At 71.9% G+C, this 14761-nt stretch carries 13 protein-coding genes; 3 read left to right on the top strand and 10 right to left on the bottom strand.

What is annotated here, in order from left to right; genetic code table 11:
* Window position 1: 1 nt before the first annotated feature.
* From ACGFJ2_RS30970 to ACGFJ2_RS30935, 8 genes are all read right to left on the bottom strand, one after another.
* On the bottom strand, window positions 2–766 hold the full coding sequence (locus ACGFJ2_RS30970) for an SDR family NAD(P)-dependent oxidoreductase (protein WP_393474237.1): 765 nt from the start codon (window positions 764–766) through the stop codon (window positions 2–4).
* A 16-nt stretch (window positions 767–782) separates the two neighbouring features.
* Window positions 783–1916: a thiolase family protein gene (locus tag ACGFJ2_RS30965; protein ID WP_357938033.1), complete on the bottom strand. Its 1134-nt coding sequence runs from the start codon at window positions 1914–1916 to the stop codon at window positions 783–785.
* 136 nt (window positions 1917–2052) lie between these two features.
* Entirely contained in the window at window positions 2053–4260 is a 2208-nt protein-coding gene (locus tag ACGFJ2_RS30960) for a peptidase domain-containing ABC transporter (protein ID WP_393474233.1), read from the bottom strand.
* Window positions 4257–4439, bottom strand: a complete 183-nt coding sequence (locus tag ACGFJ2_RS30955; RefSeq protein ID WP_357938039.1) for a hypothetical protein — start codon at window positions 4437–4439, stop codon at window positions 4257–4259. Before ACGFJ2_RS30955 ends, ACGFJ2_RS30960 begins: the two co-directional genes overlap by 4 nt.
* Window positions 4436–5395: a TIGR04500 family putative peptide maturation system protein gene (locus tag ACGFJ2_RS30950; protein ID WP_393474230.1), complete on the bottom strand. Its 960-nt coding sequence runs from the start codon at window positions 5393–5395 to the stop codon at window positions 4436–4438. The genes ACGFJ2_RS30955 and ACGFJ2_RS30950 overlap by 4 nt, the downstream gene beginning before the upstream one ends.
* Window positions 5396–5462: 67 nt before the next feature.
* The gene (locus tag ACGFJ2_RS30945) at window positions 5463–5624 is read right to left on the bottom strand and encodes a hypothetical protein (RefSeq protein ID WP_357938045.1); all 162 of its coding nucleotides are present in this window, start codon (window positions 5622–5624) and stop codon (window positions 5463–5465) included.
* A gap of 26 nt (window positions 5625–5650) precedes the next feature.
* A complete protein-coding gene (locus tag ACGFJ2_RS30940; RefSeq protein WP_357938048.1) occupies window positions 5651–6667 on the bottom strand; it encodes an MvdC/MvdD family ATP grasp protein in 1017 nt (338 codons plus the stop codon).
* Between the two features lie 61 nt (window positions 6668–6728).
* Complete coding sequence (locus ACGFJ2_RS30935; protein WP_357938051.1) at window positions 6729–6881, bottom strand: putative ATP-grasp target RiPP; 153 nt, start codon at window positions 6879–6881, stop codon at window positions 6729–6731.
* Between the two features lie 192 nt (window positions 6882–7073).
* On the opposite strand from ACGFJ2_RS30935, the gene ACGFJ2_RS30930 reads away from it, so the two are divergent.
* Both ACGFJ2_RS30930 and ACGFJ2_RS30925 read left to right on the top strand, forming a co-directional pair.
* On the top strand, window positions 7074–8807 hold the full coding sequence (locus ACGFJ2_RS30930; RefSeq protein WP_393474226.1) for a hypothetical protein: 1734 nt from the start codon (window positions 7074–7076) through the stop codon (window positions 8805–8807).
* A gap of 12 nt (window positions 8808–8819) precedes the next feature.
* On the top strand, window positions 8820–9725 hold the full coding sequence (locus ACGFJ2_RS30925; RefSeq protein ID WP_393474223.1) for a GNAT family N-acetyltransferase: 906 nt from the start codon (window positions 8820–8822) through the stop codon (window positions 9723–9725).
* A 9-nt stretch (window positions 9726–9734) separates the two neighbouring features.
* Here the strand turns inward: ACGFJ2_RS30925 and ACGFJ2_RS30920 are convergent, their stop codons facing one another.
* The gene (locus ACGFJ2_RS30920) at window positions 9735–10670 is read right to left on the bottom strand and encodes a hypothetical protein (RefSeq protein ID WP_393474220.1); all 936 of its coding nucleotides are present in this window, start codon (window positions 10668–10670) and stop codon (window positions 9735–9737) included.
* Between the two features lie 116 nt (window positions 10671–10786).
* Between ACGFJ2_RS30920 and ACGFJ2_RS30915 the strand changes: the two genes are divergently transcribed.
* Window positions 10787–11488, top strand: coding sequence for a hemerythrin domain-containing protein (locus tag ACGFJ2_RS30915; RefSeq protein WP_393474217.1), 702 nt, complete (start codon window positions 10787–10789; stop codon window positions 11486–11488).
* On the opposite strand, the gene ACGFJ2_RS30910 is transcribed toward ACGFJ2_RS30915, so the two are convergent.
* Window positions 11473–14718 carry a BREX system ATP-binding domain-containing protein gene (locus ACGFJ2_RS30910; protein WP_393474214.1) on the bottom strand — a complete coding sequence of 1082 codons (3246 nt, stop codon included), beginning with the start codon at window positions 14716–14718 and terminating at the stop codon, window positions 11473–11475. The genes ACGFJ2_RS30915 and ACGFJ2_RS30910 overlap by 16 nt on opposite strands.
* Window positions 14719–14761 lie beyond the last annotated feature (43 nt).

Raw genomic sequence — 14761 nt, 5'->3', positions numbered from 1 at the left:
CTCAGCGCGGCGCCATGCGGATGGCGCCGTCGAGCCGGATGGTCTCGCCGTTGAGGTAGCCGTTCTCCAGGATCTGGCCCGCCATCCGCGCGAACTCGTCCGGGCGGCCGAGCCGGGCCGGGTTGGGCACGCCGGCCTCCAGGGAGGCCCGGACGTCCTCCCGCAGGCGGGCCAGCAGGGGCGTGTCCATGATCCCGGGCGCGATCGTGCACACCCGGATCGACCGGCTCGCCAGGTCACGAGCCGCCGTCAGCGTCATGCCGACGATGCCCGCCTTCGCCGCGGTGTACGGGATCTGGCCGATCTGGCCTTCGTACGCGGCAACCGACGCGGTCAGCACGATGGCGCCACGTTCGCCGTCGATCTCGTCCTGGCGGGCGATGCGGGCGGCGGCGAGGCGCAGGGCGTTGAACGAGCCGACCAGGTTGAGCTTGATCACCCATTCGAAGTCCTCCAGGGAGCCGGGCTCGCCCTCCTTGTCCAGCAGCCTCAGCCGGCGGCCGGCGCCCGCGCAGTGCACGAGCCCCCGCAGGCCGCCGAACTCGTCGGCCACGTCGAGTGCCGCCGCGAACCCCTCGGCGTCGGTGACGTCCGCGGCGGCGAACCGCGCCGCCGCACCGAGCTCCTTGACGACGGTTTCGCCGGCGGAGCCGGGCAGGTCGACGATGACCACCTTGCCGCCCGCCTCGACAAGCCGCCGGGCCGTCGCCAGCCCGAGGCCGGACGCGCCTCCGGTGACGGCGGTGCACAATCCTTCCAAACGCATGGGTGAGGCCCTCTCGTCAGAGCAGTTCGAGGATGGTCGCGTTGGCCATGCCGCCCGCTTCGCACATGGTCTGCAGCCCGAAGCGGAGGCCCTGGTCCTTCATGTGGTGGACGAGGCGCGTCATCAGGACGGCGCCCGAGCCGCCCAGCGGATGGCCCACGGCGATCGCCCCGCCCAGGGGGTTGAGCCGGTCGCCGGAGACGCCGGTCTCGGCCTGCCAGGCCAGCGGGACCGGGGCGAATGCCTCGTTCACCTCGAAGGCTCCGATGTCGTCGATTCGCAGGCCGGACTTCTTGAGCGCCTTGGCCGTGGCCTCGATGGGCGCGGTCAGCATGATGACCGGGTCGTCGGCCGCCAGTGCGGCGGTGTGCACACGGGCGAGCGGCCGCCATCCACGCGCCCGGGCGGTCTCGCCGGAGGTGAGGAGCAGGGCGCCCGCGCCGTCGGAGATCTGCGAGGCGTTGCCGGCGGTGATCACGCCGTCGTCGCGGAACGCGGTCTTCAGCCCTGCCAGCGTCTCCACCGACGAGCCGCGGCGGATGCCCTCGTCGGCCCGCAGGGCTCCCTCGACGGGCGCGAGCTGCCCGTCGAGCGCGCCGGAGTCGACGGCCGCCGCCGCCCGGGTATGTGACCGGGCGGAGTACTCGTCAAGCTGCCGCCGGGACAGACCCCACCGCTCGGCCATCATCTCCGCCCCGGTGCCCTGGCTGAAGCCGGACACGCCATAACGTTCGAGCACCTCGTCCGGGTACGGGCGACCGTCCCGCGCGGCCGAGCCCATGGGCACGCGGCTCATCGACTCGACGCCACCGGCGATCACGATGTCGTGGTGTCCGGCGATGATCCCGGCGGCCGCGAAGTGGACCGCCTGCTGGCTGGAGCCGCACCGGCGGTCGACCGTGGTGCCGGGGACCGATTCCGGCCAGCCCGCCGCGAGCACGGCGACCCGGCCGATGTTGCCGGACTGGTCTCCGGCCTGACTGACGCATCCCCAGATGACGTCGTCGATCTCCGCCGGCTCCACTCCGGTACGCCCGGCGAGCGCCTTGAGCACGTGTGCCGAGAGGGTCGCGGGGTGAATGCCAGACAGCGCTCCGTTGCGTTTTCCGATGGGGGTACGAACCGCATCGACGATGACCGCGTCCCTCACGCGCTTCTCCTCGGGGTGCTGGTGCCATGAACTGGGATTCGCCGCTCGGAACAGGCCTGCCGGAGCCGTTTCGAATCAACCACACGCTCAGGACCCGGCACAAAGCCCGGATTGCGATCGGGGATATCGCCTATACCTATGTGACGCGGCGTGTGGGCTTCGGCGAGGACTGGGGGCGCTGTTCGACATTTCGCGGTTCGTCGCACACCGTTTGCGCTCCGGTCTGGGCGCGGATCAGCCGGGCGTAGCGGCCCTGGAGAGTGAGCAGTTCGGCGTGGGTACCTCGCTCGGCGATCCGGCCGTCCTCCACGACAAGGATGAGGTCGGCGTCGCGTACGGTGCTGAGCCGGTGGGCGATGACGATCCTGGTCTGGGTCAGCCAGGCGAGGTTGTCCTCGATCGCGGCCTCCGTCGCGCTGTCGAGATGGCTGGTGGCCTCGTCGAGCAGCAGGATCTTCGGGCGGGACAGCAGCGCGCGGGCGAGGGCGAGCCGCTGCTGCTGGCCGCCGGACAGGCCGCCGCCCTCCACGAGCATGGTGTCGTACGACATGGGCATGGCGGCGATCTCGTCGTGAACGCAGGCGAGCTGGGCCGCGTGGGCGACCCGGTCGAGCGACGCGTCGGGGTCGTTGAGCGCGATGTTCTCCCGGATCGTGCCGGTGAACAGCGACGGCTCCTGGGTGACCACGCCGAACTGCCGGCGCAGGGAGCGCAGGTTGAGCTCGGCGGCAGGGACGCCGTCGTAGCGGATCTCGCCGGACGTGGGCGTGTGGAGGGCGAGCAGCAACCTGGCGAGTGTGCTCTTACCCGAGCCCGAGGGCCCGACCAGGGCGACCTTCTGGCCCGGCCGTATCGAAAGCGATATGTCGTGGAGCGTCCAGGGCCCGCGCGGATCGTGGCGGAAGCTCACCTCGCGCAGCTCCACGGCGCCGCGCAGCCGCAGCACCTCGATGCCCTCGGCCGGTTCGGGGTCGGCGGCCAGGATGTCGGCCAGCCGGTCGAAGTGCGCGCCGGCCTGCTGGAGGTTCTGCAGGGCGGTCATCAGCGAGCCGAGCGGAGTGAGCGCGGCGGCGGCGAGCGAGTTGAGCGCGAGCAGCATGCCCAGCGAGAGCGAGCCGTCCAGGACCCGCCATGCGCCGGCCCACAGCAGCCCGAGCGGCGCCAGGTAGCGGATCGCGCCGAGCGCCGCGTCGACCAGTCCTCTGACGAGGCCGCCACGCAGGTCGGCGTCAAGCTGGACGTCGAACTGCTCCGACCACCGCTTCATCGCGCGCGGCTCGGCGCCGGAGGCCTTGAGCGTCTCGATGCCGCGTACGGCCTCCATCAGCCGGGTCTGCGTGCCGGCCAGAGCGGACAGCTCGCGCCGGGTCAGGTCGCCGACCCGGCGCGACGTGCCGAGCAGCAAGCCGGCCTGAGCCATGGCGAGCAGCACGAGAAATCCGCCCAGAACGGGGTCGGCCACAAAGACGAGGACGAGGTAGACCAGGGCGAGGGGCCCGTCCAGCAGCGTCGACAGGATCTGCCCGGTGAGCGTCTCGCGCAGGGAGGTGACGCTGTTGGCCCGGCTCATCAGGTCACCCGTGCCGCGGGTGGCGAAGTAGCGGTACGGCAGCGCGACGAGGTGGGCGACCAGGTTCCGGGTCACCTCACCATCGGTGCGCGCACGCAGGGCCACCAGCAGCACCGAACGCAGGTATCCCACCGCGAACTGCGTCACCGCGGCGGCCAGCACGGCCCCACCGGCCAGCGCGAGCAGATGCTCGTCGCCGAGCGGCAGGACCCGATCGACGACGACCTGGAACGCGGCCGCCATGCCGAGGCCGAGGAGCTGCAGCAGCGCTGAGGCCGCCAGCACCTGGGCCAGCAGCCCCTTGCGCTTGGCCAGCAGCGTGCGCAGGAATTCGCGACGCCACTCCCGGCCGGCTCCGGAACGGCCCCGGCGGAAGCCCGGCGCGGGCTCGAACGCGAGCAGCACGCCGGTGAAGCCCCCGTCGAACTCCTCCGGTGTCAGCCGCCTGCGCCCCAGACCGGGGTCCACGACATCCACGTAGGAGGACGTCCATCGCCGCACCACGACGAAGTGCTGGAATTCCCAGTGGACGATGGCGGGCATCGGCACCCGGGCCAGGTCGGCGGGCTCCAGCGAGAACGCCTTGGCCCGCAGCCCGTACTCCCGGGCGGCCTCCACGATCGCGAGCGCGCTCAGCCCGTCCCTGCCGACCTGCAGCCGGTCCGAGAGCTCCCGGACAGTGGTGCGGCGGCCGTGGAAGGACAGCACCATGGCCAGGCATGCGGCCCCGCACTCGGTGGCCGCGTTCTGCAGGATGACCGGAATCCGTCTCATCCTCCGCCCCAACCGGTGCTCAGCACGGGCCCCGCCAGCAGGGACAGCACCGCCACCAGCACCATGACCGCGGCCCACAGCAGCGCGAACGTGGTCGCACGCAGCTCAAGGGACCGACGTCGCGCCGAAGGCTCCACATGGCGGCGCAGCGCCTCCGCCCGGAAGATCCGCCCGTTCACAGCGTGCTCGTACGGCTCGTGGTGCCCCAGAACCATTCGATCTTCGCGCTCCGGCGGCGCTCCTCGATCCACTCCTCGAAGATCCGCCGTTCGACACGACGACGCGTCTCGGCGTCCAAAACGGCGTCGCCGACCGAGATCACTCTGACCAGCTGGTCGCCGGGCGCCGGCTTCCGCAGGTCGGCGAGCGGCACGGTCTCGATCACCAGCCCGGCGTCCCCGGACTCGGCCAGGGCGTAGAAGCCGTCTAGCGCCTCGGCGGAACCGTCCAGCTTGCCGGCCGCGCGGCCGGCCGCTTCGACGTCGGGGAAGGTCAGGCGGGCGATCCTGGCCATGGCGAACTCCTCGCGGTGTTCGGCGAAGTACGGCTCGACGCGCCCGGCCGTAACCCTCTCCCGCACCCGCGCGGCGGCCAGCTCCCCGGCCACCAGCTCCCGCAGGTCCACCTCCGTGAGGCAGCGCCGGTCCATCCACGCGCGCGTCTGCTCGACGGTCAGCAGCCCACGGGCCCGGCGGAAGGCGTCCACCGCCTCCTGCAGCTCGCCGTCGGCGAGCTCGACCGGCGACCCAGCCAGCTCCACCTGGAGTAAGGCGGCGGTGACGATCCGGTCGGTCAACCGGGCCTCGTCCCACAGGAAGTCGAGCCAGGCCACGGCATCGGCCACCTTCACGCCCGCTCCGTCGATCCGCAGCAGGAGGAACTCGCTGGACCGGTGCACGCCCCGCAGCGGCCACGGCAGCGCCCGGTCCGGGCACCACGACAGCGAGATCGTTCCCTCTCCCTCCTGCTTGATCAGGAGGTCGTAGTGCAGGGCGTCGTCGTACTCCTCCCGCTGCCACAACAGCCGTAAGCGCGACTCGGGGTGGCGTTCGCGCAGCTCGCGCAGGCGTTCCTGAGCTTGCGGAGGCTCCAGGGCGGCCAGGTCGCGCAGCGTGTCGAGCGCATCGGACAGCATCGCCGCATCTCCTCTCTCACAGGGCGCCGCGCGGGGCCCGTACGACGCCCCGCGCGGTCGTGGTCGGTCAGTTGCCGCAGATGTCCGGGTCCATGGAGCAGGTGCCTACCTCCAGGTCTAGGACAGCGGTGCACAGCTCCGGCTTCTGCGCACCGTTGACGAGGCGGAGGTCGCCTTCGTGCAGCTCTGCCCCTGCGGGCGCGATGTCGTCGATCGTGATCTTGGACATGGTGTTTCCTTTCTCCTTGTTGTGTTTCACGCGGATCTGACGGTCTGCCCGATCTCGTCTTTCACCTCGCCGTACAGCAGTAGGTCGCAGAGCGCCTCGCCGATCGGCAGGCCGGTGGCCCGCTCGATCCACAGCCACTGTCCGGTCGGGTTGATCTCGAGGAAGACGTAACGCCCGTCGGGGGTCAGGATCAGGTCGAGCGCCCCGTAGCGCAGGCCGAGGCGTTCGACGATCTCGACGCAGCGCCCGGCCACCTCGTCGGGGAGCCGGTGCACCTCGTGGCGGGTGCTGCCCAGGTCGTAGCGCCGCCAGTCGAACCGGGTGTGGTTGCTCTCCTGGGAATGGATCTCCGCGGCGAAGACCGCCCGGCCGACCACGGTCACCCGCAGCTCGACCTGTTTGCGCACGTACTCCTGAATGATGACGGGACCGAACCTGATCGCATCGGCATAGGCCACGTCGCGGGTGGACACCGGCTCCGACAGCCGGCCGACACCCTCCCCGTCCGGGCGGGCCAGTATGGCCGAGCCCAGGGTCTTGGTGATGATCCGGCCCTCGTGCCGGCGGTAAAAATCCAGGAACTCGTCCGGATCGTTGGTGATCAACGTGTCCGGCAGCTCGAACCCGAGCCGGCCGGCCAGCGCCAGCTGGGACGACTTGCGCTGGGCGAGCTTGACCCGCGTCCTGGGCGCCGGGACCATGCGGCAGTCGAGCTGCTCCCACAGATCGCCGGCGAACTCCGCGCACTCCTTCTCGATGTGGCCGCGCGCACCCTCGTCCGCGATCTCGGCGTGCGCGACCGGGGACTGGGGGCGGCGAAACCACAGGGCCGTCAGGCCGTCGAGATCGACGTCGGCGGTCGTGGTGCGCAACCGCCGGCGTACGCGGCCGTCGCGGCCGTAGGCCGCGTCCAGCACCGCGCGGACCGGATAGTCGGCCGGGTCGAAGACGACCGCTCGCGCGCCACGCTCGGCCAGCAGACCGGCGACGTGCTCCGCGTGCGGGTCGGCGTCGATGGTGAGGATGAGTACCTCGCCCGCCATCTTTCGTTCTCCTCACGTGAAGACGCGGGGCGCGCGGTGGCGCCCCGCATCGCTCCAACGATCAGAAGTCGGCGTCGCTCCAGGTCCTGCCGCTCTCCCAATCCATCACCCAGCTGGACGTCTCCCGCTTCAGGCCGCCGTTGACCAGGCGAAGGTCCCCCTCGTTCAGCTCCGGTCCGATGGCCGCGATGTCGTCGATGTCAATCTTGGGCACAGTGATTCCTTTCGAAGGTGATCACCCCGTTGGGCAACCGAGTGAGACGCTAGGGACCACCCCTTGGCGCGAACTTCTTGACGTCTTGAGTGCGACTCCCGTGTCCGGCCCAAGCGGCCCAAGTCCCGCTCAAGTCGCCTGCACGACACTCCCCGGGATCAGTCCGATCTTGCGGAGCTTGAGGAGTTCGAGGTGCGAAGGACATGGACGGCGCTGGCCGCTGCCCTTGCGCTGGTCGGTGGCCTGGCCACCGCACCCGCGCAGGCGGCGGCCGTTTCAGTGAAGGTCGGCAGGGTGACGGTCTCGCCCGCCCGGTACGCGGGCGCGTGCCCGGCCACCACGACGTTCTCGGCCAGGGTGGCGGTACGCGGCGCGAGCAGGGTGACCTACCGCTGGCTGCGCGGCGACGGCCACAAGGGGGCGGTCGTCACCGCCACGGTCAAGGCCGGGGCGGTGGTCGTACGCGATCGGCAGTCGTTCGCGAAGAGCACATCGGGCTGGCAGGCCCTGCAGGTGCTCAGCCCGCGCAAGACGACCTCGGCCAAGGCCCGGTTCACAGTGTCCTGCGCGGATGCCTCGCCCGTGGTGGTGACGGTGCACACGCCGGAGCCGCCGCGCGTGACCGCCTCGGTGACCACGCCCGCGCCGTACTCGGGGAGCTGCGGGCTGCCGGGCCACCGGGTGACGTTCGACGGGCGGATCAAGGCGTCCCGGACGCCGGCGTCGGTGGCCTACCGGTGGGTGGACAGCGACGGCGGTCCCGAGCCGGTCGAACGACTCTGGCTCACCTCTGCGGGCAAGGCGGTCAGCTCGTCGCGCACGTTCTTGACCAGTCACTCCGGCTACCACTGGCTGGAGATCCTGGACGACAAGGGCCACGTGACCGGCCGCTCGGACAAGTCCGCCTACCGCGTGACCTGCACCCGCCCCGAGCAGCGGCCGCTGGCGTCCGTCACCGACGCGCGTGTGACGCCCGTCCAGTACGAGGGCCCGTGCAACAAACCGCTGGACTTCGTCTTCCGCGCCGACCTCGCGGTCACCCAGCCGACCGAGGTCATCTACCAGTGGGAACGCAGCGACGGCACGAAGATCCCGGGCCAGGTCGTCCTGTCCAGGGACCTGACCACGACGCTGGAGCACACCTGGAAGGTGACGGACCTGGTCAACATCAGCCAAGGCTCGGCCCGGCTCCGCGTGCTCACCCCGAACGCGGTCGCCACAGACTCCGTCCCCTTCAGGATCATCTGCCGGATCGACGAGGCGGTGACCATCACCGGAACCGAGATCACTCCGGACAGCAACCCGACCCCCTGCCCGAGCCAGTCCAAACCGTTCACGATCCGCTCGCAAGTCGCCCCCAAACCGGCCACCAAGCTGCCGCTCACGATCAGCTACCGGTGGCGCTGGGCCGACGGCAGCATGACCTCGCCGTACACCTACACCTTCGTCCAGGCGGCGCCCGTGACCCTGGAACGGTGGTGGGACGAGTGGATCAGCAAGTCGGGCAGCGTCCGGCTGGAGGTCACCGCCAACGACAGGGTGTATGTCAGCCCGTCGGTGGCCTACGAGGTCATCTGCGACGGCAAGCCGCCCACGGGCACCTACCCGCGCGTGGTGTCGATCACCGAGGCCTCCATCACCCCGGCGGACTACCGCGGCAAGTGCCCGGTCACGCTGAAGGCTCAGGGCAAGGTCACGGTGTCCGCCCCGATGGACGCGCTCTTCACGCAATGGGTCTTCGACGGGAAGACGCAGCCCTTCCTCGGCAGCACCGACTTCCCCGCGAACGGGCCCCTGGCCAAGGTCGTCGAGCGCGAGTTCACGGTGGAGGAGTCGACGGGAAAGCCCGTCACGGCGTATATGGAGAGCAGGGTGCCCAACGTCATGTCCTCCGACAAGATGACATACACCGTCACCTGCACCTGAGAGGAGCCGACGGTGGCCCTTGAGTGGACCGCACTGTCCCCCGCCGACATGCCGGCGATCGCCGATCTCGCACGGCGGTGCGTGGCGCACGACGGCGGACTCCAGGCGACCGCGTCCCTGTCCTTCCTGGAGCGCAGGTACGCAGCGGGGACGGCGGTGGGCGCGTTCGCCGACGGCCGCCTGGTGGCCTGCGGGGCAGTGCGCCCCGTGGGCGACGCGTCGGCGGCGACCGGTCTGGTCGACCCGGGGCATCGGGGGCAGGGGCTGGGGTCGGGCCTGCTGGACCGGCTGATCAAGGAGGCACGGCCGGACCGGCTGATCAAGGAGGCACGGCCGGTCCGGCTGATCGGGGAGCCGGGGCCGGTCCGGCTGGAGACCGAGTCGGTGACCCCGGAGGCCCACGCGCTGTTTCTCTCGCGCGGGCTCCGGCAGACGTTCGCCGAGGACGTCTACCGCCGCGACCTGAGCCGACCGCTGCCGCCGGAGCCGGAGCCGGAGCTGGAGCTGGAGGTCCAGGAATGGTCGCGGGACACAGAAGGGGCCTTCTACGAGGCCTACTCCGCGTCCTTCGCCGACCGTCCCGGCTTCCCCGGCTGGTCGCGGGAGGAGTGGGTGGACTGGCTGGTCGACGACGAGTTCCTGCCCGAGTGCTCGCTGGTGGCGCGCGGAGCGGGCGGGGCCGCCGGCTTCGTGGCGTGCGCGGAAGGGTTCTTGATCCAGGTCGGCGCCGTGCCCGCGTGGCGGCGGCGCGGGCTCGCGCGGGCGCTGGCGGTCGCCGCGCTCGGCCGCATGCGCGCACGCGGCGTGACGGAGGTCTTCCTGGACGTCAACGTCAACAACCCGGCCTCGGCCGCTCTCTTCCGCGGCCTCGGATTCGAGGTGATCGCCCGCCGGGCCCGCTACGAACCGGTGGACTGACCCCGCGCGTCAGCGGACCTTCGGCACCGGCTGGGCGCGGCGGGCGGCCTCGGCCTGGAGCCGGCGCCTCAGCTGTTTGCCGTGGCGGAGAAAGGAACGGGTGCGCAGGCGGCGGTCCTCGGGCAGGCTCCAGTCGGGCAGCGCGCGCTCGATCGCGACGCTGAGCCGGTCGTCGCCCTGGGGGGTGGCGGTGCCGAGCAGCACGACGTTCTCCTGCCACCGCATGCCGGGATCGTGCCGATGGAAGGTCAGGCAGACCGGCCCCGGCACGGCGGCCACACCAGCCGGCAGGTCCAGCTCGTACCCGATCGAGGTGGGCGAGAAGGCACGCGCGGGCACGGACACGGGCCGGCCGTCCGCCACCGTCGACACGATCGGCCGGCCGAGGTCGCGGGCCCGGCGGGCGTACGAGCGCCAGTCGGCGGGCGGCGCGGAGCGGCCGGGCAGGCGGGGACCCGACGGGGCGGGGTCGGAGGCGGGGATCGTGGTGCCGGGCGGGCAGGTCCAGGTCAGCGGGTCGCGGGTCAGGTCGCCGCCGGGCCACCAGGTGATCCGCTCGGGGGTCACCTCGATGTAGATCCGCGCGAAGTACCAGGTCAAGCGCTTGATCAGGAACCACGGCAGCCCCGCGAAGGCGTCCGGGATCTTGACCTGGGAGTCGCGGACGTACCGCTCGGTGTTGGCCTGCAGGTCGGCGTCGCGGACCGTGGCGCGGCCCTGCACCAGCACCACCGGATCGCCCTCGAACAGCAGGGCGACGCGCGGATCGCGGCGCGCCCGCTCGGCTTTGTCGGGATAGGTCAGGCCGGTGCTGACGTCGATCGTGCCGCGGGGCCCGGTGTACGGAGTGACGGGCCAGGTGATGGGCCGCCCGTCGCGGGTGAGCGAGGTGTAGACGCACACCACATAACTCTGGAACGTCGTGGCGGGAATCGTGATCGTCATGACCGCACACGCTAATGAGGAGGTCTTGGGCCCCACTTGAGGTCGATCTTCCAGACTCCCCCAAGAGCGAGAAGCCACGATGCCGGCATCCCTCCAGAATGAGAAGGAGTACGACCATGCGCACCGCCGCACACCCCAACCTGCCGCAGATCACGCTGCCCGGCCAGGCCGCCGCCGCGCCGGGGCCGCTCGACATGACCAACATGTACCTGGCGCACTACGGCTTCCGCCGCGACCTCGGCCACCTGATCACCGCGATCGGCCGGGTCCGTCTCGGCGACCGGCGGCGCGTCACCGCCCTGCGCGAGCACCACGGGTGGGTGCTGTTCGTGCTGCACCACCACCACACCGCCGAGGACGAGACGGTCTGGCCGCGGCTGCGGGAGCGGGCGCCGGAGGCGATCGGCACGATCGACGCGTTGGAGGCCGAGCACGAGGCCTGCGACCACTGGCTCCGCGAGAGCACCGAGGCGTTCCAGGCGTTCGACGCCGGCCCGTCGGAGCAGGGGCGCGAACGGCTCATGGTCGCCCTGCGCGCGCTGGCCGACACCCTCGGGGCGCACCTGGCGCACGAGGAGACCGATGGGATCCCGCTGATGATGGCCCACATCACGCCGGAGGAGGACGCGGAAATGCACAAGGCGCTCACGAAGCAGTACGGGCTCCGCAAGCTGATCATGCTGCTCGGCTGGATCACCTCCGACCTGCCGGCCGACGTCGAGGCGCACCTGCGCAAGACCTCGCCCAGGCCGCTGCTGCTGCTCAGCACCCTGGCCGGGGGCCGATACCGGCGGCGCGTGTCCTACCTGTGGGGGTGAGCCAGCTCCCGCTCCACGCTCTCGGCGTGCTCGGCGTGCCGCCGCGCCGCCTCGGCGTCGCCCAGAGCCTCGGCCAGCTGCGCCAGCGACCGGCTGACCGGCCACATCAGCATGCTCAGTCCGGAGATCCCCATGCGGCCGGCGTACGGGGACGCCTCCTCGTACAGGTCGGCGCAGGCCTGCCGGTCGCCCAGCGCCGCCCAGATCTCACAGCGGACGACCAGCCAGAACAAGTAGACGAACGTCCGTGGGATCGGCGATTGCCGCTCCCACGGCCCGAGCGCCTTACGCGCCTCCTCCAACCGGCCGCCGGCCACCAGGTAGTGGGCGTACCCGTCCAGGTTGAACTGGTCGAGCTGCTGGTGCGAGATGTCCAGCGGCGGCAGCGCCGTGTCCGCTGTCCCGCGGCGCAGGCGCATGAGCGCGATCTGGTACGTGGCGCCGGCCGTGGTCGACTCCGCACCCCACATCGAGGTCGCTCGCTGCTCGGCGTCGGTGGCCGCGAGCAGCGACTCGGCCGCCTCCAGGTCGCCGCGTTGGATGATGACGCCGAGCCGCAGCCAGTTCAGCATGATGCGCAGGTACGGCATGTGCGTACGTCCGATCAGCCGCTCCGCCTCGGCCAGCACGTCCAGAGCCTCCCGCACCCGGCACAGCTCCAGCAGCGTGCCGCCCTGGCAGGTGAGCCCGATCGTGCGCAGTTCGTCGTCGCCCGCCGCCAACCCGGCGCGGGCCATCTCCTCGCCCGCCTCCAGCCGCTGGTGCACCGAGTCCGGGTCGAGCAGCGCGTAGTAGCGGGCGAACAGCACCCGGCCGAGCAGCGTCGCGTCGTTCTCCTGGCGGGCCAGCCGCGCCGCCTCGGCGCTCCACCGGTCCCGCTCCACGGGGTCCCGTCCCGGCTGGTAGTACGCCTGGAGCGCCAGGCAGGCCAGCACCCGGGCCCGGGCCGACGGCTCCAGCCCTTCGTCGGCGGCCAGCTCCATCAGGTCGGCCAGCAGATCGGCGTCGTAGTCGCCGTAGACCTTCCAGGGCTGCAGGACGCGGCCGCCGTACCCGGTCGCGGCCTCGATCCAGCGCCGCCGGTCGCCCTCCTGCTTGGCCAGGCGGCGGATCCGCGTCAGCTCGGCCTCCTGCCCCGCCGAGTCGCCCGCCCCGAACCTGGCCTCGGCCAGCGCGAACAGCAGATCCATCCGCTCGGCCGGGCCCAGCCCGGGGTCGTCCTCGGCCACGTGGTCGGCCCGCTCCAGCAGCTCGACGGCCACGTCGTACGCGCGCAGCCGTTTGGCCTCCTCGGCCGCCCGCCACGCCGCCCGCCAGGCACGCGCGGTGTGGCCGGCCGGAATCGCCTGGAACCAGTGGTGCGCGGCGGCAGCCAACCGGTCGGAGGCCGAGCCGCCGGTACGTGACTCGATCGCGGCGGCCACGGCGGCGTGCAGCCGGGCCCGCCGCAGCACCGGCACCACCTCGGTGAGCGCCTCCTGCACCAGCGCGTGCACGAACCGGAACCGGCCGGGCCGCCCCTCTCCGACCAGGGCGGCGGCCATGGCCGGCTCCAGCCGGTCCAGCGCCGCGTCCAGGTCGAGCCCGGCGGCCTCGGCCACGATCGTCACGTCGAACTCCCGCCCGGCCACCGCCGCCACCCGCAACAACTCGGCGGACGGCCCTGGCAGCCGGTTCACCCGGCCGAGCACGACGTCCCGCACGCCCAGCGGCAGCGTGCCGCGGCCCGGCGACCCGGCTTCCAGGTAACGCGTCAGCTCCGTGACGAAGAACGGATTGCCGTTCGTGCGGTCTCTGAGCGCCCGGACGTCAGTGCCCGCTGGGGTCAGCTCGCCCAGCTCGGAAGCCGAAAGGCCGGACAGCGGCAGCCGCACCGCCTGCCGGCGCGACAGCGCCTCGAACGCCTCGGCCAGCGCGCCCTCCGGCGGCGGCCAGTCGCGTGCCGTACCCACCACGACCAGCTTGCCGTCCAGCACGTATCCGGCCAGGTAGCTCAGCAGCCGCAGCGAGGACCGGTCCGCCCAGTGCAGGTCGTCCAGCACCACCAGCACCGGCCGCAGGCCCGCGGTCAGCGCCCGTGCCGCCGCCTCATAGGTACGAAACCTCGCGCCCTCGGGGTCGGTCCCGGTCGCGGAGCCGACTCCGGGCAGGTTCGCGCGCACGTCGGCGGGCAGCGGCGGCAACGCGTCGGCCAAGCGCTCCAGCACCGTCACCCATGGCCAGAACGCCGGCGCGCCCTCCGTCGCCGCACACCGCCCCACCGCGACCGTGAAACCCCGGGCACGGGCCCGGCTGACCAACGCCTCGGCCAGCCGCGTCTTGCCGATCCCCGGCTCCCCGGTGATCAGCGAGAACCCGGTGCGGCCCGCCGCCGCCGCTTCCAGCAGCCCGTCCAGCGCGGACAGCTCCTCCTCCCGGCCCGTGATCCCCCGCTCGACCACCCGCGGCTCGGGCGGGCGCGGCGGCCGGTGGGGGAACAGCGCGGGGGATTGGTGGAGAATGTCGCGTTCCAGCGCGCGCAACTCCTCGCCCGGGTCGATACCGAGCTCCTCGGCCAGAATCCGGCGGACCGTGCGCAGCGTCTCCAGAGCCTCCCCTTGGCGGCCGCTCCGGTAGAGCGCCAGCGCGCGCAACGCCCACAGCCGTTCGCGCAGGGGGTGCTCGTGGGTCAGGGCCTCCAGCTCACCCAGCAACTCGCCGTGGCGGTCCTGCTGGATGACCGCGCTCACCCGCAGCTCGCGGGCCCGCTCCCGGGCCTCGGTGAGCCGCGCCCTGACAGCGGTCACATACTCCTGACCGTCCAGATCCTGGTACGGCTCACCGCGCCACAGCGCCAGCGCCTCGCCCGCCAACCGTTCCGCCTCGGCCGGCTCGGCCGCCTGCTCGGCCTGCCCGACCAGGCGCAGGAACCGCGTCGAATCCACCTGCTCCGGCTCGATCGCCAGCGTGTAGCCCACCGGCCCGAACATCAGCAACCGGCTCTGCGCCCTGGCCCGGCGTCCGGGCTCCAGCAGGCGGCGCAGGTTGGACACGTACGAGTGCAGCGACGCCATCGCCTCGGCCGGCGCCTCCTCGCCCCACAACCGGTCGATCAGCGCCGCCGGAGCCACCGGCCGGCCTTCCGCCAGCACCAGAACGCTCACCAGCGCCCGCAACTTCAGCGAGGTGATCTGACACGACCGCCCGTCGTCACCGACGACCTCCAGCGGGCCCAGCACACGGATGTCCACAGCGCTACCACCCTCATGAAATCGCCTGATCTTACGACAAGAG

The sequence above is a fragment of the Nonomuraea sp. NPDC049028 genome (genome assembly GCF_043197735.1).
GTDB lineage: Bacteria > Actinomycetota > Actinomycetes > Streptosporangiales > Streptosporangiaceae > Nonomuraea.
The sequence above is the reverse complement of the archived record's forward strand: the minus strand, read 5'-3'. Positions and strand labels throughout refer to the sequence as shown.